The 20,625-nt window shown below is 66.6% G+C and carries 19 protein-coding genes; 8 read left to right on the forward strand and 11 right to left on the reverse strand.

Features of this window, described 5'->3' with window-relative positions:
- Positions 1 to 18 precede the first annotated feature (18 nt).
- A complete protein-coding gene (gene mtgA / locus AC3ITM_RS14240; protein ID WP_489265879.1) occupies positions 19 to 768 on the reverse strand; it encodes a monofunctional biosynthetic peptidoglycan transglycosylase in 750 nt (249 codons plus the stop codon).
- Between the two features lie 115 nt (positions 769 to 883).
- On the opposite strand from mtgA, the gene hslO reads away from it, so the two are divergent.
- From hslO to AC3ITM_RS14255, 3 genes are all read left to right on the forward strand, one after another.
- Positions 884 to 1,780 (forward strand): Hsp33 family molecular chaperone HslO, encoded by an 897-nt coding sequence (hslO, locus tag AC3ITM_RS14245; RefSeq protein ID WP_489265881.1) that lies wholly within the window; start codon positions 884 to 886, stop codon positions 1,778 to 1,780.
- 119 nt (positions 1,781 to 1,899) lie between these two features.
- On the forward strand, positions 1,900 to 2,757 hold the full coding sequence (locus AC3ITM_RS14250; RefSeq protein ID WP_489265883.1) for an XOO1806 family protein: 858 nt from the start codon (positions 1,900 to 1,902) through the stop codon (positions 2,755 to 2,757).
- Between the two features lie 442 nt (positions 2,758 to 3,199).
- Positions 3,200 to 6,103 (forward strand): TonB-dependent receptor domain-containing protein, encoded by a 2,904-nt coding sequence (locus tag AC3ITM_RS14255; protein WP_489265885.1) that lies wholly within the window; start codon positions 3,200 to 3,202, stop codon positions 6,101 to 6,103.
- Positions 6,104 to 6,244: 141 nt separating this feature from the next.
- Here the strand turns inward: AC3ITM_RS14255 and AC3ITM_RS14260 are convergent, their stop codons facing one another.
- On the reverse strand, positions 6,245 to 6,847 hold the full coding sequence (locus AC3ITM_RS14260) for a TetR/AcrR family transcriptional regulator (protein ID WP_228884169.1): 603 nt from the start codon (positions 6,845 to 6,847) through the stop codon (positions 6,245 to 6,247).
- Between the two features lie 163 nt (positions 6,848 to 7,010).
- Here AC3ITM_RS14260 and AC3ITM_RS14265 point away from each other — a divergent pair, with 163 nt between their 5' ends.
- From AC3ITM_RS14265 to AC3ITM_RS14275, 3 genes are all read left to right on the forward strand, one after another.
- Positions 7,011 to 7,931: an alpha/beta fold hydrolase gene (locus tag AC3ITM_RS14265; protein ID WP_489265888.1), complete on the forward strand. Its 921-nt coding sequence runs from the start codon at positions 7,011 to 7,013 to the stop codon at positions 7,929 to 7,931.
- A complete protein-coding gene (locus tag AC3ITM_RS14270; RefSeq protein WP_489265890.1) occupies positions 7,928 to 10,408 on the forward strand; it encodes an acyl-CoA dehydrogenase in 2,481 nt (826 codons plus the stop codon). The genes AC3ITM_RS14265 and AC3ITM_RS14270 overlap by 4 nt, the downstream gene beginning before the upstream one ends.
- Positions 10,409 to 10,471: 63 nt before the next feature.
- Positions 10,472 to 10,942 carry a hotdog fold domain-containing protein gene (locus AC3ITM_RS14275; RefSeq protein WP_489265891.1) on the forward strand — a complete coding sequence of 157 codons (471 nt, stop codon included), beginning with the start codon at positions 10,472 to 10,474 and terminating at the stop codon, positions 10,940 to 10,942.
- 86 nt (positions 10,943 to 11,028) lie between these two features.
- Here AC3ITM_RS14275 and AC3ITM_RS14280 read toward each other — a convergent pair whose 3' ends face one another.
- A complete protein-coding gene (locus AC3ITM_RS14280) occupies positions 11,029 to 11,385 on the reverse strand; it encodes a DUF1304 domain-containing protein (RefSeq protein WP_489265893.1) in 357 nt (118 codons plus the stop codon).
- Between the two features lie 29 nt (positions 11,386 to 11,414).
- Entirely contained in the window at positions 11,415 to 12,743 is a 1,329-nt protein-coding gene (locus tag AC3ITM_RS14285) for an NTP/NDP exchange transporter (RefSeq protein ID WP_228884164.1), read from the reverse strand.
- Positions 12,744 to 13,163: 420 nt separating this feature from the next.
- Here AC3ITM_RS14285 and AC3ITM_RS14290 point away from each other — a divergent pair, with 420 nt between their 5' ends.
- Positions 13,164 to 14,555: a serine hydrolase domain-containing protein gene (locus tag AC3ITM_RS14290; protein ID WP_489265895.1), complete on the forward strand. Its 1,392-nt coding sequence runs from the start codon at positions 13,164 to 13,166 to the stop codon at positions 14,553 to 14,555.
- 269 nt (positions 14,556 to 14,824) lie between these two features.
- Here the strand turns inward: AC3ITM_RS14290 and AC3ITM_RS14295 are convergent, their stop codons facing one another.
- Positions 14,825 to 15,385 (reverse strand): hypothetical protein, encoded by a 561-nt coding sequence (locus AC3ITM_RS14295; protein ID WP_489265897.1) that lies wholly within the window; start codon positions 15,383 to 15,385, stop codon positions 14,825 to 14,827.
- 24 nt (positions 15,386 to 15,409) lie between these two features.
- Between AC3ITM_RS14295 and AC3ITM_RS14300 the strand changes: the two genes are divergently transcribed.
- Positions 15,410 to 15,847, forward strand: a complete 438-nt coding sequence (locus AC3ITM_RS14300) for a hypothetical protein (protein ID WP_489265899.1) — start codon at positions 15,410 to 15,412, stop codon at positions 15,845 to 15,847.
- 535 nt (positions 15,848 to 16,382) lie between these two features.
- On the opposite strand, the gene gcvH is transcribed toward AC3ITM_RS14300, so the two are convergent.
- From gcvH to nudE, 6 genes are all read right to left on the reverse strand, one after another.
- Positions 16,383 to 16,778, reverse strand: coding sequence for a glycine cleavage system protein GcvH (gene gcvH / locus AC3ITM_RS14305; RefSeq protein WP_228884160.1), 396 nt, complete (start codon positions 16,776 to 16,778; stop codon positions 16,383 to 16,385).
- A 91-nt stretch (positions 16,779 to 16,869) separates the two neighbouring features.
- Positions 16,870 to 17,982, reverse strand: a complete 1,113-nt coding sequence (gcvT, locus tag AC3ITM_RS14310; protein WP_489265901.1) for a glycine cleavage system aminomethyltransferase GcvT — start codon at positions 17,980 to 17,982, stop codon at positions 16,870 to 16,872.
- A 121-nt stretch (positions 17,983 to 18,103) separates the two neighbouring features.
- Positions 18,104 to 18,427 (reverse strand): YnfA family protein, encoded by a 324-nt coding sequence (locus AC3ITM_RS14315; RefSeq protein WP_228884158.1) that lies wholly within the window; start codon positions 18,425 to 18,427, stop codon positions 18,104 to 18,106.
- Entirely contained in the window at positions 18,424 to 19,236 is an 813-nt protein-coding gene (gene mazG, locus AC3ITM_RS14320; RefSeq protein ID WP_489265903.1) for a nucleoside triphosphate pyrophosphohydrolase, read from the reverse strand. The genes AC3ITM_RS14315 and mazG overlap by 4 nt, the downstream gene beginning before the upstream one ends.
- Before the next feature lie 20 nt (positions 19,237 to 19,256).
- Complete coding sequence (gene cysQ / locus AC3ITM_RS14325; protein ID WP_489265905.1) at positions 19,257 to 20,060, reverse strand: 3'(2'),5'-bisphosphate nucleotidase CysQ; 804 nt, start codon at positions 20,058 to 20,060, stop codon at positions 19,257 to 19,259.
- On the reverse strand, positions 20,057 to 20,605 hold the full coding sequence (gene nudE / locus AC3ITM_RS14330) for an ADP compounds hydrolase NudE (protein ID WP_228884155.1): 549 nt from the start codon (positions 20,603 to 20,605) through the stop codon (positions 20,057 to 20,059). The genes cysQ and nudE overlap by 4 nt, the downstream gene beginning before the upstream one ends.
- Positions 20,606 to 20,625: the final 20 nt, after the last annotated feature.

The following is a 20,625-nucleotide window of genomic DNA, read 5'->3' on the forward strand; positions in this document are numbered from 1 at the left end:
CACGCCGGGCATCGGCGCTCAGTCCTCGCCCAGGTAGGCGTTGCCACCCAGCTGCCGCGCCTGGCGCTGGATCCAGGCCGCGCGCCGCTGCACATAGGGACCGGGCCGGGCCGCGGCGTAGCGCCGCGGCGCCGGCAGCACCGCGGCCAGCCGCGCGCTTTCGGCCGGACTCAGGCGTTTGGCGTCCTTGCCCCAGAACTGGCGCGCGGCGGCCTGGGCACCGTAGATGCCGTCGCCGAACTCGGCGATGTTGGCGTACATCTCCAGGATCCGCAACTTCGGCCACAGGGTCTCGATCAGCAGCGTGTACCAGACCTCCAGCCCCTTGCGGACCCAACTGCGGCCCTGCCAGAGGAACAGGTTCTTGGCCACCTGCTGGCTGATCGTGCTGGCCCCGCGCAGGCGCCCGCCCCTGGCGTTGTGGTCGCGCGCCTTCTCGATGGCCTGCAGGTCGAACCCGTTGTGTTCGGGGAAGCGCTGGTCCTCGGCGGCCACCAGCGAAATGGGCAGGCTCGGCGCCATCTGCTCCAGATCGCGCCACTGGTAATGCAGGCGGTAGTCCCAATCGCCCTGGCCCAGCGCTTCGCCGTAGCGCCACAGCATCACCGTGGACAGCGGCGGGTCGATGAAGCGCAGGACCAGCACCTGCAGTACGCTGAACGCCGCCAACAGCACCGGCAGCCACAGCAGGCGCTTCCAGTGCCAGCGCCGCGGGCGCGACGATGCCAGGCCCGGCCCGGCCTTGAGGTTGCTGCGCTCTGCCCCCATTACGGATGCATCCTTTGCTTGTACGGTTGTCGGCGCATTATCCGGCAACATGCCGCGTTTGCAGCATGCCGCCGTTGCAGCACATCTTTCCCATTCCAGCGCAGCCACCACACCGATGACCGCCCAATCCGACACCCTTACCCGTTTCCTGCTTCCCGATGCCGGCGTCCGCGGCGTGCACGTGCACCTGGATGAGACCTGGCGCGAGATCCTGTCCCACGCCAGCTACCTGCCGGCTGCAGCCGAACTGCTCGGAGAGGCCAGCGTCGCCTCGGCGCTGTTCACCGGCCACACCAAGGTCGATGGGCGCCTGTCGATCCAGCTGCGCAGCAACACTGCCATGCGCACCCTGTTCGCCGAATGCACCGCCGCCGGCACCCTGCGCGGTATCGTGCAGCTGGCCGAGGGTGGTGGCGACGCCTCACGCGACCTGACCGCGCTGGGCGAGGACGCGCTGCTGGCCATCACCATCGAGAACCCCGGCCTGGACCCGCGCGAACCGCAGCGTTACCAGAGCCTGGTAGGGCTGACCGCCTCGAACCTGGACGAGGCGTTCGAGGACTATTTCCGCCAGTCCGAACAGCTGCCCACCCGCCTGCTGCTGGCCGCCGACGGCGGGCGGGCCGCCGGCCTGCTGCTGCAAAAACTGCCTGGCGATGAAGGCGACCAGGACGGTTGGTCGCGGGCCAGCGCCCTGTTCGAGACCCTGGGCAAGCAGGAACTGCTGGAGGTGGCCGGCAATGACCTGCTGCACCGGCTGTTCCATGAAGAGAAGCCGGAACTGCTCGGCGAGCGCCCGCTGCGCTTTGCCTGCTCGTGTTCGCGCGAGCGGGTGCAGGGCATGCTGGAGTCGCTGGGCGAGGCCGAAGCCCGGGCGGCGGCCGAGCCGACCGGCGCGGTGGAGATCCGTTGCGAATTTTGCGGACAGGAGTATCACTTTGCGTTGACGGAACTGGACATACTGTTCGGCGACGCCGTCGTCTCCTCGCCGGCACCTGAACGGCTTCAGTAATCGCCGCACGAGTTTTGTTCTGGGGAGAACGAAGACTTGTTAAGAAATCATAAACGCCCTAGGATCAGTGTCCCGCTTCGGCGGGAACTTGTGTCGATTGCTGCTGTCTGAGAGTTCCCATGCGCCCCCTTCTGCGTCTACCACTGGCCCTGCTGATCGCCCTTGCCGCGATCCCGGGCGCGTATGCGCAATCCAAGCCGCGGCAGGACAGCACGGTGCTGCCGATCTGGAACAAGGGCAGCGGCAAGGTCGAAGCCCTGCTGTACCTGGAGCCCACTGGCGAACAGGCAGTAGGCGCACGCTGGCATTTCGGCCGCAGCTCGCTTGATGCCGCCTTCGGGCTGTCCTCGGGCGATTCGCTGGGCCTGCTCTGCAACAGCAGCCGCGGCACCAGCATCAGCGGCCTGGCCAGCCATTGCATGCTGGCCACCCTGGGCGACGATGACGACGCCCCGCTCAGCCGCCGGGTCAGCGGCACCGCCGCGTTCAACCGCCCCGGCGGTCGCGTGGGCATCACTGCCGGCAGCGGCCGCGATACCCTGCCGGCCTGGCTGGCCGGCCCGAACAAATCGCCGGCGCTGCGCGCCGAGCAGAATGACCTGACCGTGTTTGGCCAGAAGAATATTGGCCGCGAAGGCTTCGTCTCGATCGGTGGCACCTATGCCAAGGCGCGCCTGGTCCCGATCGCGGACGCCTCCCCGGCGATCGTCGACCGCTGGGACAGCAAGAGCCTCACCATCGGCGCCGGCTATGGCAACTTCAGCGGCAACATCATCGGCCGCGTGGTCGATGTGCCCGGCCAGCCCGGCAAATGGGAAGGCTTGGGCGTCGGCCTGACCTGGCGTACGCCATGGAGCGGCCAGCTCACCGTTGGCGCCGAAAACGTGATCAGCCGCGGCAAGAACCCGTTCGCCCCGCGCAACGAGAGCACCGACGAAGGCACCGTGCCCTACGTCCGCTACGAACAGGATCTGTAAGCCGGTCCACGCCGCCTGCGCGGCGACCGCTGCCGCTGGAAAACGCGCCTGAGGGCGCGTTTTTTTTGCCCGGGCGCCAGCGCGAGCCCAGCCCTGCCCGATTGCGGCAACCGTCAGCGCCCGGTCGCAGCGCATCAGCGCCGATGCAATGTGTCGAAGCGACATGCATTGATACAAAACGTGACAAATCAATTGCAACTATTTTCTTCACACAGTCTTAACTTTCGAGACGCCGTGCCGAAAGTAATGGCGTAAGCCTATTGATCCACAAGGACTTTGCCGAATTTCATGGAATTCACAGGGAAGATTAACGCTACTTTAATTCTTCTGGCACGGCAGTTACTATCGAGTCAGCCTCGTGGTGCTTGGTGCTGGTACTTGGCGCCGCCACAGGCAAACACACCCTAGTGAATACCCAAGATTCCCTTGGAGAGAGAGAGCAATGAACTTTAAGTCCAACAAGCTGCGTGACGCAGTGGTCGTCGCGCTGGTCGCGACCGCCGCTACCGGCACCGTGCAGGCCCAGGAGTCGGCCAGCCCGACCAATCTGGATCGTATCGAAGTCACCGGCTCGCGCATCCGCCAGGTCGACACCGAAACCGCCCAGCCGGTGCTCAGCATCAGCCGCGCATCGATCGAAAAAAGTGGCTTCAAGACGGTCGCCGACGTCCTCCAGAACATCTCCGCAGCAGGCAGCCCGGCGATCAGCCGTTCCCAGCCGCTGTCGTCCGGTGAAATGGTCGGCGGCTTCTACATCGACCTGCGCAACATCGGTACCCAGCGCACGCTGATCCTGGTCGACGGCAAGCGCCTGGGCGCCAGCGTCAGCGGCTACCAGGACATCTCGCAGATCCCGTCGGTGATCGTTGAGCGCATCGACGTCCTGAAGGACGGCGCCTCTTCGATCTATGGCTCCGACGCCATGGCCGGCGTGGTGAACATCATCACCCGCAAGAACTTCGAAGGCCTGGAAGCCAACGTCTACACCGGCCAGTACGGTGAGGGCGACGGCCAGAAGACCAGCTACGACTTCGTGGCCGGCTTCACCGGCGACCGCGGCTCGATCACCGTCGGTGCCGAGTATTCGGAAGAAAAGGAAGTCTGGGCAAAGGACCGTTGGTTCAGCCAGTACGGGCGTACCAGCCGCCATCCGGAAACCGCTTCGAACTGGACCACCGTCAGTCAGTGGGGCTCCCTGCGGCGCCTGTCCGGCGGCCCGTCGCTGACCCTGAATCGCGGTGGCAACCCGTACGACGTGAACGCCTACCACGTCACTGACGCCACCCCGATCACCGGCGACGTGAGCAACTCGAACGAGCAGATGCAGTTGCTCACCCCGACCGAGCGTCGCAGCGTCTTCACCAACATCCAGTACGACCTGACCGACAACGTCCGGTTCACCGGCGATCTGCTGTACACCCGCCGCGAATCGAAGGCCCAGGTCGCAGGTTACCCGCTTCAGTCTGCCGCGTATGAAGGCCTCGGCGCGCTGCTGTCGGCTGACAGCTACTACAACCCCTTCGGCGAGGACATGTCCTACGTCCGCCGTGGCTGGGAAGTGCCGCGCCTGTCGACCAACCAGCTGACCACCTTCCGCTTCAGCGGCGGTCTGCAGGGTTCGTTCCAGTTCAATGACAAGTTCTTCGACTGGGAAGTCGGTTACCTGTACCAGAACTCGGAGAACAACCAGAGCCAGACCGGCAACTACAATGTGCTGGCTGCCAACGCCGCCACCGGCGCATCGTTCATGAACCCGGCCACCGGTCGCGTCGAGTGCGGTTCGGCACAGGGCCTGCTCGATGGCACCAACCCGGCCTATGGCCCGGGTCCGGGCGGCTGCGTGCCGTGGAACCCGGCGATCCCGTACGGCCGCACCGGCGATGGTGGCTTGACCGGCAACCAGGAACTGCAGCAGTTCCTGTTCCCGACCACGCACAACACCGGCGAAACCACCATGAAGAGCTACTTCGCGAACCTCGCGGGTAGCCTGTTCACCCTGCCGGCCGGCGATCTGGGCTTCGCACTGGGTTACGAATACCGCGAAGAAAAGGGCAGCTTCAATCCTGACGCCCTGTCGCAGTCGGGCTATTCCACCGACCTGGCCTCCGGCCCGACCTCCGGCAAGTTCGACGTCAACGAGGTCTACCTGGAATTGAACGTGCCGATCCTGGCCGATCTGCCCGGTGCCAAGGAACTGAGCGTGAGCGCGGCTACCCGTTACTCCGACTACAGCACCTTCGGCAACACCACCAACAGCAAGTTCGGCCTGAAGTGGAAGCCGATCGATCAGCTGCTGGTGCGTGCAACCTGGGCCGAGGGCTTCCGCGCCCCGACCATCGCCGATCTGTACGGCGGCAGTTCGCAGACGTTCGAGTACTTCACCGATCCCTGCGACACCGTATACGGTTCGGCGGCAACCAATGCCGGTACCGCAGCGCGTTGCGCCGCGGACATCGCCAATGCGGCGACCTTCCGCCAGCTGCGTCAGGGCTTCGTACCGACTGAAGGTCCGGATGAGCAGAGCCCGGTGCCGTTCACCTCCGGCTCGACCCCCACCCTGACTCCGGAAACCTCGACCTCCAAGACGGTCGGCCTGGTGTGGAGCCCGACCTTCGCCCAGGGCCTGAACGTGAGCCTGGACTGGTGGAGCATCAAGATCGAGAACACGATCGTCGGCGATACGCCGGACGCACAGCTGAACGATTGCTACGTTCAGGGCGTGGCCGAGCGCTGCAACAGCTTCACCCGTGACGCCACCCTGGGTTACGTCAACAACATGCTGTTCGGCGGCCGCAATGCCGGTTACCTGAAGACGGAAGGTTACGATTTCGACGCGTCCTACCGTTACGACACCGAGGCTTGGGGTGCGTTCAACTTCAACCTGCAGAACACCTACGTCACCAAGGCCGTCAACAAGTCCACCAACAACGCTGACGAAATCGAAGCCATCGACAATGGCTTCGCCGACAGCACCGGCTCCTATTTCCGCCTGCGCTCGAACCTGACCGTCGGCTGGGAACTGGGCGACTTCGGCGTCACCTGGGGCACGCGTTACTACTCCGGTGTCAAGGAACGTTGCGTCTACACCACCGAGTGCACCGATCCGGACTTCATCTCGCCCGATCCGAACCGCGACTTCAGGATGAACAAGCGCGGCGCCACCACCTTCCATGACGTCCAGGTTTCCTGGAACGCCCCGTGGAATGCGACCATCGGTATTGGTGCGCGCAACGTGTTCAACCACTACGGCCCGCAGATGTACTCCAACCCGAAATCGCAGTTCGCCTACTACGGTGGCTACGACATCGGCCGCTTCGTGTACATGCAGTACAAGCAGAAGTTCTGATCGATTCACCGATCGTTACCTGATGCAGCAACGGCCCCGCAAGGGGCCGTTGTTTTTTGTGCCGCGGTTGCCGGCACGGCATCTGCCGGGCACAAAAAAAAGGCCGCGTATACGCGGCCTTCCTGCATTCCGGCGCAGCGGTCAGCCGATCGGGATCAAGGTTTCGATCACGTGCTCCACATACGCCTCGAAATCCTCGCGCGCCTGCTTGGGCTGCTGCAGCTGCAGCGACAGCTGCAGGAAGCCGACATAGGCCGCGTAGGCCAGCCGCGCGCGGTGCTGCGCATCGGTGCGGCTCAGGCCGGCCTGGCGGAACGAGGCCACCAGGTACTCCAGCCGGCGGTGCGACACGCGGTCGATCACCGGGCGCACCATCGGATGGTCCAGCGCCTTGAGCAGCTCGCTGTAGATGATGTGCGGCTGCACTTCGTGGGCCACCACCTGGAACAGCTGGCGCAGGCGTACGCGCGGGTCCGGCACGTCTTCCAGGCTGCCGAATACCTGCTCCTGCTCGAACAATTCCCAGCGTTCCAGCGCGGCCTGCAGCAGCGCATCGCGCGAAGGGAAATGCCAGTAGAAACTGCCCTTGGTCACCCCCAGGCGGCGTGCCAGCGGCTCGACCGCCACCGCGCCCACTCCTTGTTCGGCAATCAGGTCCAGGGCGGCCTGGGCCCAGTCTTCCGCGCTCAGGCGGCTGTTGCGGCCGGCACGTGGCTCGCCGGCGGAAGCTTCAGGTTCATTCATGAGGTGATTTAACCATACGCTGGGGGTGGGTGTGCGCCGAAGGGGCCGCCAGGCAGCGTCGCCGGGCCCTGCCGCGGCTGCGCCAGTACCGGTCGACGGCCCGTCCAGCATCACCATACCCCAAAGTATTGACATGCCACAGGGCAGGTCCATACTAGCGAGTATGGTCACTCCTTCTTCTACCCTGCCCCGTTTTGACGATGAGCGACTGACCGCCGCGCACGATGCCGTGCTGGCCGCCACCCGCTCCCCGCCCGGGCGCCGCGGCACTGTGTTGTTCGCCCACGGCTTCGGCCAGACCCGGCACGCCTGGACCGCCGCCGCGCAGGCGCTGGCCGGCGCCGGTTACCAGACCCTGGCCTATGACGCCCGCGGCCATGGCGACTCGGACTGGAACCCGGCCGCGCTGGCCTACCACGGCCAGCAATTCGCCGATGACCTGATCGTGCTGGCCGGTGAGCAGGCGCAACCACCGGTGCTGGTGGCCGCTTCGATGGGCGGACTGTTCGGGCTGCTCGCCGAATCGCGCTGGCCGGGCCTGTTCGCGGCGATGGTGCTGGTGGACATCACCCCGCGCTGGGACACCGCCGGAGTCGAAAAGATCCTGATGTTCATGACCGCCCACCCGGACGGTTTCGCCTCGCTGTCGCAGGCCGCCGACGTCATTTCGGCCTACCTGCCGCATCGCCCGCGCAAATCCGACGCCTCCCTGCGCGCGCTGCTGCGCGAGGACGGCCAGGGCCGCTGGCGTTGGCACTGGGACCCGCGCCTGGTGGCCGAGCTGGCGCGCGACAGTGAACAGCACCAGGACGCGCTGGCCGACGCCGCGCGCCAGGTGAAATGCCCGTTGCTGCTGGTCAGCGGCGGGCGCAGCAGCCTGGTCACCCCGCAGACGGTGGCCGAATTCCTCGCGTTGGCGCCGCATGCGCGCCATGTGCAGTTGCCGGAGGCCACGCATATGGTCGCCGGTGACGACAACAACGCCTTTACCGCTACTGTGTTGGACTATCTGGACGTGTTGCCCTCGGCCTCCGCCGTGGCACAGTCCGCCACTACCGAGCACGTCACCGGAGCACGCTCATGAGCATTGTCGTCCCCTTCCTGGCCCTCCTGCTGGCGGGCGCCTTCGTCGCCTACCACCGGATGCGGCTGATCACCTGGACGATCATCAGCGTGGCGATCCTCGCCGCCTGCTGGTTCATCCCCTACGTGAATCAGACTGCCACCCTGGTGGCCGCGGCCATCGTTGCGCTCATCGTGGTGCCGCTGCTGCTGCCGTTCATCCGCAAGCCGCTGCTGACCGCGCCGATGATGAAGGTGTTCCGCAAGGTGCTGCCGCCGCTGTCGCAGACCGAACGCATCGCGCTGGAAACCGGCTCGGTCGGTTTCGAAGGCCAGCTGTTCACCGGCGACCCGGACTGGAACATCCTGCTCAACTATCCCAAGCCGCAGCTCACCGCCGAAGAACAAGCCTTCCTGGATGGCCCGGTCGAAGAGCTGTGCAGGATGGTCAACGACTGGGAAATCACCCATGTCTACGCCGACCTGCCACCGGAACTGTGGAGCTTCATCAAGAAGAACAGGTTCTTCGGCATGATCATTCCGAAGGAATACGGCGGCCTGGGCTTCAGCGCGCTGGCCCACCACAAGGTGATCCAGAAGCTGGCCTCGGTGTCGAGCGTGGTCAGCTCCACCGTCGGCGTACCGAACTCGCTGGGCCCGGGTGAACTGCTCAACCATTACGGCACCCAGGCGCAGAAGGACCAGTACCTGCCGCGCCTGGCCGATGGCCGCGAAGTGCCCTGCTTCGGCCTGACCGGTCCGTTCGCCGGCTCGGATGCGACCTCGATTCCCGATTACGGCATCGTCTGCAAGGGCGAGTGGAACGGCGAGCAGGTGCTCGGCGTCAAGCTCACCTTCGACAAGCGCTACATCACCCTGGCCCCGGTGGCCACGCTGATCGGCCTGGCCTTCCGCATGTACGACCCGGATGGCCTGATCGGCAGCACCCGCGACATCGGCATCACCCTGGCGCTGCTGCCGCGTGATACCGCCGGCGTGGAAATCGGCCGTCGCCACTTCCCGCTCAACTCGACCTTCCAGAATGGCCCGATCCGCGGCAAGGATGTCTTCATCCCGCTGACCCAGCTGATCGGCGGCGCCGAGAAGGCCGGCAAGGGCTGGAACATGCTCAACGAGTGCCTGGCCGTGGGCCGCTCGATCACCCTGCCCTCCACCGCCAGCGGCGGTGCCAAGGCCGGTGCGGTGGTGACCGGTGCCTATGCACGCATCCGCAAGCAGTTCGGCCTGTCGGTCGGCCGCTTCGAGGGCGTGGAAGAGGCGCTGGCCCGGATCGGCGGCAAGGCCTATGCGATCAGCGCGCTGTGCCAGGCCACGGCGGCGGCGGTGGACCGCGGCGACGTGCCGTCGGTGCCGTCGGCGATCGCCAAGTACCACTGCACCACCATGAGCCGCGAAGTGATCTCGGACATGATGGATGTGATCGGCGGCAAGGGCATCATCCTGGGACCGCGCAACTTCGCCGGCCGCAGCTGGCAGGCCGCGCCGATCGCGATCACGGTCGAGGGTGCCAACATCATGACCCGCAGCCTGCTGATCTTCGGCCAGGGTGCGATCCTGTGCCATCCGTGGGTGCTCAAGGAAATGAAGGCCGCCCAGGACCCCGATACCCGTGCCGGCCTGCAGGAATTCGACCGCAGCCTGTTCGGCCATATCCGCTTCGGCATCTCCAACGCCGTGCGTTCGTTCTGGTTCGGCCTGACCGGCGCGCGCGTCGGTGCCGCCCCGGGCGACGCCTACACCCGCCGCTACTTCCGCAAGCTGGACCGTTACTCGGCCAACCTGGCGCTGATGGCCGACATCTCGATGATGACCCTCGGCGGCAAGCTGAAGTTCAAGGAATCGCTGTCCGGCCGCCTGGGCGATGTACTGAGCCACATCTACATGACCAGTGCCATGCTCAAGCGCTACCACGACGAAGGCGCGCCGACCGCCGACCAGCCGCTGCTGGCCTGGGCCTTCCATGACAGCGTGCACAAGATCGAAGAGTCGCTGTCGGCGGCGCTGCGCAACTTCCCGATCCGCCCGATCGGCTGGCTGATGTGGCTGCTGATCTTCCCGTTCGGCCGCCGCGCCGAGGCCCCGGGCGACCGCCTGGGCCACCGCGTCGCCGCGCTGCTGATGGCGCCCAACGAAGCCCGCGACCGCCTGGCCAATGGCGTGTTCCTGACCCCGTGCGAGAACAACCCCGGTGGCCGCATCAACAGCTACCTGTCCAAGGCGATCATGGCCGAGCCGGTCGAGCGCAAGTTCATCAAGGCGGTCAAGACCAAGGGCATCGAAGCGCTGGACTTCGTCACCCAGCTGGACGAAGCCGTGGCCGAAGGGGTGATCACCCAGGACGAACGCACCCTGCTCGAAGAGCTGCGCGTGCTGACCCTGGAAACCATCACCGTGGACGATTTCGATCCGCGCGAACTGCGCTCGGCCGGTTACTACGACCGCCAGCACAAGGATCCGCAGTCGCAGGAAGCGGCGTGATCCCGGCAGCAAGGCAATGACAACGGCGGACTTCGGTCCGCCGTTTTTCTTGGAGACCCACCCATGTCCGCTCCACTGCTCAAGCTCTACCAGCGCATGCAACGCTGGCCCGCCGGCAACTGGCTGTTCTCGCGCGCGGTGTGCTTCAAGGCGCCCTACTTCGCCAGCATCGCCCCGCGCATCACCCTGCTCGAAGTTGGCCGCTGCGAGGGTCGCATCGCGCACCGCCGCCGGGTGCGCAACCACATCGGCACCGTGCATGCGATCGCCCTGTGCAACCTGGCCGAACTCACCGCCGGGCTGATGGTCGACGCCTCCCTGCCCAGCGGCATGCGCTGGATCCCCAGGGGCATGGAGGTGAAGTACCTGGCCAAGGCCACCGGCACCCAGCACGCGGTCGCCACGCCCGCCCAGCCGATCGTCAGCGCGGACGCGGGCTACGCCCTGCCGGTCAACGTGCAGATCCGCGATACTGCGGGGACGGCGGTGTTCGAGGCGCGGATCGACATGTGGGTGTCGCCGGTCAAGCGCTGATCATTGCCGCGCCGCCACGCAGGCGTGGTTCGACCGGGGTAGCGTGCGCGCCGAGGTAGAGCCACGCCCTGCGGGGCCGCACCGCCTCAGGCCGGCACCATCCACCATGCGGCCACCGCCAGGATCGCCGGGACGGCCTGGACGAAGAAAATGCGCTTGTTGACGCTGTAGGCGCCGTAGCAGCCGGCCACGATCACGCAGCCGAGCATGAAGTTCACCAGCATCGGCAGGTGGTCGAACAGGCCCCAGAACAGGCCTGCGGCCAGGAAGCCGTTGTACAGGCCCTGGTTGGCCGCCAGCACCCGCGTGGCCTGCGCCTTCTCCGGGGTGTTGCGGAAGGTCTTCAGCCCCAGCGGATGCGTCCACAGGAACATCTCCAGGACCAGGAAGTACACATGCAACAGCGCGACCACCAGGGTCAGGATCAGTGCGGTCCAGTACATGCGCAACCCTCGAACAAGATGGAGGAAGCTTACTCCGGGCGCTCGCCCGGCAGTTTCTTTTCTTCGCCCAGCACCCCGAACGCGGCAGCGGTCATCAACCCGGCCACCACCAGGCCGCCGGCGAACACCGCGTGCGAGCCGAACAGCGACAGCCCCTTGTGCACCCAGGCGAAGGTCAGGTCGGCACCGCGGTAGACCACCGTGTCGATCGCCGCGCCGGCCTTGTAGCGCCACTGGCGGTCCACCCGGGTGTAGAGGGTCTCGCGTGCGGGCTTGGCCAGCGAGAACTCGCTGGCGCGGGTCATCACCTGCACCATCGCCACCAGCATCGGCAGCGGCGAGGCGGCCAGCACCGAGAAACCGACGATGATCGCAAAGCCGGGAATCAACAGCGCCGGGCCGATGCCATGGCGCGACAGCAGCCAGCGGGTCAGGCCCAGCTGCAGCAGCAGGGTAAGCGCGTTGACCGCCAGGTCCACCCGCGAGAAGAACGCGGTGCTCGCGGCCGGATCGGTATACAGGCGACGTACGATCGCGGCCTGCTCGTTGTACAGCAGCGTGCCGATGCCCACGCCGAACAGCACCAGCGCCGCCAGCCAGCGCAGCAGCGGCTCGCGTGCGATCAGCTTCAGGCCATCGAGCACACTGCCGCCCATCGGGGTTTCACCCGACGCCAGCTGCTGTTCCTGCTCGCGCGCCACGGCCCACAGCCGCAGCCGCCAGATGCAGACCAGGCAGGTGGTGAGGAACCCGGCCGAGACCAGCATCAGGTTGGCGATGCCGACCTGCTCCACCAGCGCCGAGGTGATGACCGGGCCGAGGAACGCACCGAGGGTGCCGGCCGCGCCGATGTAGCCGTACACCGCACGCGCCTGGGCGTTGGAGAACACATCGGCCATGAAGCTCCAGAACACCGCCACCGCGAACAGGTTGAACACTGCCGCCCAGAAGAAGAACGCCATGCCGCGCCCGGGCACGCCACTGTCGAACAGCAGGTAGAAGCCCAGCAGGGAGACGATGAAGAAACCGTACACCGCCGGCAGGAACACCCGCCGCGGGTAGCGGCTGACCAGCGCGCCGTACAGCGGCTGCAGCACCAGCATGATCACGAACACGCAGGTGAACAGCACCTGCAGCACGAAGTCCTGCAGCGCGATGCCGTGCGCGCTGAACCAGTCGATCATCACCGGCGGGAACACCGCCTTCGGGTCGGCCGAGGCCGCCATCGCCTCGCGTACCGGGCGCAGCACGTAGTAGCCGCTGAGCAGGCAGAAGAAATACAGGCAGGCCCAGATCAGCGGCGGGGATTGCCGCAGCGCCGCGCGCAGGCCGGTCCGCACCGGTGCCGCAGCACTCATCGCACCCACTCCCGGCTCGGGCGGCGTGGCAACGGCAGCATCGTGGGAACTCCGGGCAGCAAAGCGCGCAAGGTAAACGATGCACCGCAACATCGCCAGCCTCCGGCGTGCCCATCCACGCAACCCAGCGTGATGCCACCCCGTCGCCCCGTGGCCGGCCGACCTGGCCCATGCTCAACCGCGGCGGTGGGGACGGCCAATGCCCGACCATCATGCTGGCCAGGCGCGCCGCCCGGTGGCGGCTGGAACAGGCTGGCGGCGGCTGAACAGGGCTGCGCCCGAGGCCAGGCCGGTGCCGCCGCATGGCGATGCAAAAACCGCGCCTTTTCAACACGATACGCATTCATCTTCGCTTGGTTTGTGTAATCGGGAACAGCAGCGCTAGAATCGGCCACAGCAGTTGCGCACGGGCCCAAAACGATGAATCAGAACAGCAGGCGTCGACCGATCCGTTCGGCGGCAACCGGATTGCTGGGCATATTGATGCCCATCGCCATGTCGTCCACTGCACAGACCCCCAGTGCCGCCCCGGCTGCGTTCCCGGTGAACATCGAGAACGCCGCGGCGATTGCGCACACCCAACCGGCGGCGTACCGCCCCACCGTCGCCGCGCGCCAGGTGCTGGCGCCGGCGCCGGGCTTCAATGTGGCCGCGATCGAATCGATGGCCCAGCAGCTCACTTACGGCGAACGCGTGCCCGGCATGGCCGTGGCGATCGTGCAGGGCGGCCGCGTGCTCAGCGCGCGCGGCTACGGCGTCACCGACGTCAACAATCCGCAGATGGTCGACGCGCATACCGTGTTCCGCCTGGCCTCGCTGTCCAAGGCCTTCGCCGGCACCATGGCCGGGCTGCTGGTCAACGACGGCACCCTGCGCTGGGACAGCAAGGTCACCGACTACGTGCCCGGGTTCCAGCTGAGCACGCCTGAAGCCACCGAGCGGCTGACCGTGGCCGACCTGCTCAGCCACCGCGTCGGCCTGCCCTACAACGCCTACGACCGCGATGTGGAAGGCAACGCCGAGTACTACACGCTCACCCACAAGCTGGCCTCGACCTCGCTCAAGTGCCTGCCGGGCGATTGCTACGCCTACCAGAACGTGGCCTTCAGCCTGATCGGCGATGTGGTCTACGCCGCCTCCGGCAGCTTCTACGAACAGTCGGTCGAACGCCGTCTGTTCAAGCCGCTGGGCATGGACGACGCCAGCCTGGGCCTGGCCGGCATCCAGGCCAGCTCGCGCTGGGCGCGCCCGCACGTGCGCAGCCGCAACGGCTGGGTGGCACTGACTCCCAAGCCCACCTACTACCGGCTGGCGCCGGCCGCCGGCGTCAATGCCAGCGCCAGCGACATGGCGCAGTGGCTGCTGGCCCATACCGGGCACCGCCCCGATGTGCTGCCGGCGCCGCTGCTGGCCACGCTGCACTCGACCCTGATCAACACCCCCGGCGAAATGCGCTCGGGCTGGCGCCGCGAGCGCCTGCACTCGGCCGGCTACGCCCTGGGCTGGCGCAACTTCGATTACGCCGGCCATGAGGTGGTCTTCCACGCCGGTGCCGTGCAGGGCTACCGCGGCCTGGTGGCGCTGGTACCCGAGCGCGACCTGGGCATCGCGATCATGTGGAACGGCGAAAGCAGCCTGCCCAGCGGACTGCTGCCGACCGTGCTGGACGCGGCCATGGGCCTGCCCAGCCAACGCTGGCTGGACGTGGACACCGACTTCGGCAGCGACAACCTGATGGCCGAAGACGGCGCCCCGCAGCCGGGCAAGCGCAAGGGCGTGTCGTCCAACCGCGCGGTGGCATCGCCGCGCTGAGTCGGGGATGGGCTGAATCGGAAAGGCGACCTGCGGGTCGCCTTTTTTTGTCCCGAAGAAACCGGGCACCGCAGGGAGCCATCCAGCGAAAACAACTACCGGTCCGTATACACCAACCCATCCCACCGGACCGCGTGGCGCTCTTCGATCCGACATGGGAAAGTGTGGAGAGGGCGTCGGGCGGCCCAGAAAAAAAACGCGCATAAAAAAACTCCCTCCCCGCTGGGCTGCCGGGGAAGGAGTTTCAGTGTACGGCTATCGGGAAACGCTTAGATCAGCGGTGCCGGGGTTGCCGGCAGGGCGACCGGGGCGGCCTTCTTCTTGCGGGCCGCCGGCTTGCGCTTTGCAACCTTCTTCACCGCCTTCTTGGCAGCGGCCTTGCGGGCCGGCGCCTTCTTCGCGGTGGCCTTCTTGGCTACCTTGCGGACGGCCTTCTTGGCGGTCTTCTTTACCGCTTTCTTGGCAGTCTTCTTGGCGGCCGCTTTCTTGGCTACCTTGCGGACGGCCTTCTTGGCGGTCTTCTTTACCGCTTTCTTGGCGGTCTTCTTGGCAGCCGCTTTCTTGGCTACCTTGCGGACAGCCTTCTTGGCGGTCTTCTTCGCTGCCTTCTTGGCAGTGGCCTTCTTGGCGACCTTCTTGACCGCCTTCTTTGCCGTCTTCTTCACTGCCTTGCGGGCGGTGGCCTTCTTGGCGGCCTTCTTCACCGTCTTCTTGGCCGCCGCCTTCTTGGCGACCTTCTTCACGGCCTTCTTGGCAGTGGCCTTCTTAGCGACCTTCTTGACCGCCTTTTTGGCGGCCGGCTTTTTCTTCGCAGCTTTCTTGGTTGCCATGGGATGGCTCCTCGTCAGTGATCTATGGAGTTTGAACGCCCAGGTAAAGCAAACCCGCAGATGCTGCGTCGCGGGGACCGCCGTCGCGTCATGCGCGTCGTGACGGATACGGTGATACCCGCCGCATGCGGCCAGGCAGGTATCGAATCAGAAAGGGGCTTGCGGTTCGCCGAGGGAAGCGAAGCCATCTCCACCGTCTTGGGACGCGAGGTGGATGTCCAGGTTGTGCTTCGCGACTGGATGTCGATTCTGCTCACTCTGTTCGCAGGCAAGGTCTGCTGGGCGAAACCTAATCACGCCTTTTTCCACTGTCAACAACCCGGGCGAAAAATTTTCACATCCACGCCTCCCGCCGCAGCGCCGCCGCACCCCGCAAACCGTCCCGCCGCGCCTCGTGCAGACCCCATGCAGACCATCCCGGCAACCGCCATGCACGCCACATGCAAAAAGAAAACCACTTAAAAGAAGCACTTTTGCATTCGGCGCCAGGTTTGAGCGCGCGCATCGCCACTGCATCGGCCGCGCCGCCGCCGACGCCCCGATGCGTCCCAACACGGGAGCAAAACAGAGGCGAAAAGTTTTCACATCCCGGAGCGCTTTTTGCCACCGGATTTGCACAAATGCGCAAACTTTTGGACGCCGACGGCGGCGACGTCGGCGCCGTCGGCATCGGTTGCGCGCCGCGTGCACGACCGCCGCGGCGGTGTCGGGCACGCGCGCAGCGACCGATCGATCCCTGCTTATGACCACCGCGCGCATCCACCCAACGCATCCGCATGAGGCCGTCCGCTGGCCGGCGGGTGCACCGATTGCGCCGAACCCATCACGCACCACTAACGCCGCCGGCGTCGCCGCGCGGCCGCCGACCGATCCGGCTCGAGCATCGGTCGGGTCGACTGCACCCACCGCAGCCACGACGATCACCGGCCTCGGCGGCGATGCCCCCCAAAAAAAACGGCCGCACCAGGCGACCGTTTTTTTCCAGCCACGACCAGGCTCAGTGGTCGTCGTCTTCCAGCAGCTCGGCGTACTCGTCCGGGCCGAGCAGATCGTTCAGTTCGTCGGTGGCCGAGAACTCGACCACGTAGATCCAGCCCTCGCCGTAGGCATCTTCGTTGATGGTTTCCGGCTTGTCGCTCAGGGCCTCGTTGACCTCGACCACCTTGCCGGTGACCGGGCTGTACACATCCGAGGCGGCCTTGACCGACTCGACCACGGCGGCCTGCTGGCCTGCCTTCACTTCATCGCCCACCGCCGGCAGCTCGACATAGACCAGGTCGCCAAGCAGGCCCTGGGCATGGTCGGAAATACCGATGGTGACGCGGCCGTTGCCTTCCACGCGTGCCCACTCGTGGGACTTGAGGAATTTGAGGTCGCCGGGGATCTCGCTCATGGGACTGCTCCGAGGAATTTCAGGGGGGTCAAGAAACGGGGGTAGTGTAACCAACCGACGCGGACTGCCGACAGACCGCCGCCGGGCAATGTCAGGCGTCGGCCAGCACGCCGGGCTGGGCCTGGCCTTCGCGCACGAACGGGAACTTCACCACCCGCACCGGCACCTGCTTGCCGCGGATGTCAACGTGCACCTGGCCCAGCTCGCCGGCCGGCACGCGGGCGAAGGCGATGCCCTTGCCCAGGGTCGGGGAGAATGTGCCGGACAGGATCTCGCCCTGGCCGCTGGCGGTCAGCACCGCCTGGCCATGGCGCAGCACGCCCTTCTCATCCATCACCAGGCCGATCAGCTGGCGCGCGTCGCCGGCGGCCTTCTGCGCTTCCAGCACCGGGCGGCCGATGAAGTCGCGGCCTTCGTCCAGTGCCACCGTCCAGGCCAGGGCGGCTTCAAAGGGGGTGATCGTCTCGTCCATGTCCTGCCCGTAAAGATTCATGCCCGCCTCCAGGCGCAGCGTGTCGCGCGCGCCCAGTCCGGCCGGGCGCACGCCGGCGGCGGCCAGTGCGTTCCAGAACGCGACCACCTCGGTCTGCGGCAGCAGGATCTCGAAGCCATCCTCCCCGGTGTAGCCGGTACGGGCCACGAACAGCGGCGTGCCGCTGGCGGCGGTGGCCTGCAGCGCGGCGAAGCGGCCCAGCTTTTCCAGCGCGGCGCGATCGGCTTCGCCGACCAGGCCGATGACCCGTTCGCGCGCGGTCGGGCCCTGCACGGCGATGATCGCCAGGTCCTCGCGCTCGGTCACCTGCACATCGAAGGCGGCCGCCTGTTCGCCGATCCAGGCCAGGTCCTTCTCGCGGGTGGAGGCGTTGACCACCATGCGGAAGAAATCGTCGGCCAGGTAGTACACGATCAGGTCGTCGATGACCCCGCCGCGCGGGTTGAGCATGCACGAGTACAGCGCCTTGCCGGTGACCTTGAGCTTGTCCACCGAGTTGGCCAGCAGCCGGCGCAGGAACGGCTTGACCTGTTCACCACGCAGGTCGACCACGGTCATGTGGCTGACGTCGAACATGCCGGCGTCGGCGCGCACCAGGTGGTGCTCGTCCAGCTGCGAGCCGTAATGGATGGGCATGTCCCAGCCACCGAAATCGACCATCTTGGCGCCGAGCGCGCGGTGGGTGTCGTTGAGAAGCGTCTTCTGGGTCATGACCGGTTCCGGGGGAATGAAAACAAGAACGCCATTATCCCAGAACCGCCTTCACAACGCGTGCGGCGCTGCGGTATGCAGCGCGTGGCCGTGTTTCCACGGTGCCGGCCGGCAGTCGTCGCTAGGACGCGCGCGGGGCGAACATGATCACCATCATCCCGGCCAGGCACAGCCCGGCCCCGAGCAGGTCCCAGCGGCTGGGACGGATGCCGTCCACCAGCCACAACCAGAACAGCGCGCTGCCGATGTAGACGCCGCCGTAGGCGGCATACACGCGGCCACTGGCGGCCGGGTGCAGGGTCAGCAGCCACGCGAACAGGGCCAGGCTGGCCGCGGCCGGCAGCAGCAACCAGGCACTGCCGTCGCGGCGCAGCCACAGCCAGGGCAGATAGCAGCCGACGAGCTCGGCCGCGGCGGTCAGCACGAACAGCAGCAGGGTCTTCACGACGCCGCTTCGTCGGCCTTGACCTGCTGCCAGAGCCGCTCCTGCGCATCCAGGTCCAGTGTGGCGATGCCCTGCCCGGCCGCGTCGGCCTGCGCTTCCATCGCCCGGAACCGGCGTTCGAACTTGTGATTGGCCTGGCGCAGCGCCGCGCCCACGTCCACCCTGGCGTGCCGGGCCAGGTTGGCGCAGACGAACAGCAGGTCGCCCAGCTCGTCCTGCAGGCGGGCGTGGTTGTCCTGCACCGGCCCGCGCGCGAATTCGGCGGCGACCTCGTCCAGTTCCTCGCGCACCTTGTCGATCACCGGTGCCGGGCCGGGCCAGTCGAACCCCACCCGCGCCGCGCGCGCCTGCAGCTTCACCGCACGTTGCCACTCGGGCAGCCCGCGCGAGATGCCGGCCAGCGCCGAGGTATCGGCATGGCCCTTGGCCGCGCGCTCGGCGCGCTTGATCGCCTCCCAGTTGGTGTTGACGTCCTCGGCACCGTCGACCTGTACCTGGGCAAACACGTGCGGATGGCGGCGCTGCATCTTGTCGCTGATCGAACGGGCCACGTCGGCGAAGCTGAAGGCCTGCTGTTCACTGGCCATCTGCGCATGGAACACCACCTGCAGCAGCAGGTCGCCGAGTTCGTCCTGCAGGTCGCCCAGATCGCCGCGGTCGATCGCATCGGCCACCTCGTAGGCTTCCTCGATGGTGTACGGGGCGATGCTGGCAAAGTCCTGCTGCAGGTCCCAGGGGCAGCCCCGCTGCGGATCGCGCAGCCGCGCCATGATGCCCAGCAGGCGTTCCAGTTCGGCAGTGGCGGACATCCGGGGCTCCTTGGCAGGCATCAGTCGGGCAACCAGTCCCGCCACGGCAGGCGGGTGTCGCCCAGGGCGATGAAATCGCCGTTCAACAGGGTCTCGCGGCGGTTGTAGCGGAACGGCTTGCCGGTGGCGGCCGACAGCACCGCGCCACCGGCGGCATGCAGCACGCACTGGCCGGCGGCGGTGTCCCACTCGGAGGTGGGACCCAACCGCGGGTATACGTCCAGCGTGCCTTCGGCAAGCCGGCAGAATTTCAGCGACGAACCCTGCGCGACCACCTCGATCTCGCCCATCCGCTCCAGCAGGGCCTGGGTCTGCGCGCTGCGGTGCGAGCGGCTGGCGGCGACCTGCAGCGGCGCCGTGGCCGGGGTGCGGGTGCGCAGCACCGAGTCGCGCATGCCATCACGGCGGTAGGCCAGCTCACCGCGCATGGCGTGCCAGACCACGCCGGTAACCGGCGCCTGCACCACGCCAAAGGCCGGCGCACCCTGGTAGATCAAGGCGATGTTGACGCTGAATTCGTCGTTGCGCTTGACGAATTCGCGGGTACCGTCCAGCGGGTCCACCAACCAGTACGCGCCCCAATGCTGGCGCACATCCCACGGCACGTGCGCCGATTCCTCCGACAGGATCGGCAGCTCCGGGGTGAGCTGCCGCAGGCCGCGCTCGATCACCTGGTGGGCGGCCAGGTCGGCAGCGGTCAGCGGGCTGTGATCGGGCTTGATCTGGACCTCGAACGGGGCGGCATACACCGCCATGATGGCGGCGGCGGCGTCCTGGGCGATGGCGATGACGGTTTCGCGCAGATCGGTGGTGAGTTTGATCATTCCCCGCGTCCCAGCCACTGGCGCGCGATGAACAGCGCGGCCAGCGAACGGCCTTCGGAGAAATCCTCACGCAGCATCAACTGGTCCAGGTCGGCCAGCTTCCACGGCACCACTTCCAACTCTTCCGGCTCGTCGCCGGCCAGGCGCTCGGGATACAGATCGCGCGCCACCACCAGCCACGACTGGTGGCTCATGTAGGTCGGGGCCAGGGTCATCGCCCGCAGCACGTCCAGGCGGCGGGCACCGTAACCGGCTTCTTCCTTCAGTTCGCGGTCGGCGGCCTGCACCGGGGTTTCGCCGGCATCGATGCGGCCCTTGACCAGGCCCAGTTCGTAGCGATGCATCCCGGCGGCGTATTCACGTACCAACAGCACGGTCTGGTCGTCCAGCATCGGCACCACCACCACCGCGCCATGGCCCTGGCTGACCAGGCGCTCGAAGCGGCGGCGCTCGCCGTTGGAGAACTCCAGGTCCAGATGCTGGCGCTGGAACGGCCCGCTCTGCTCGTCCGTGATCTTGTGGATGATGGGCAGGCGACGGCTCATGCGAGCATCTCTAGAATGGG

The sequence above is a fragment of the Stenotrophomonas sp. KH_029 genome, from assembly GCF_057839765.1.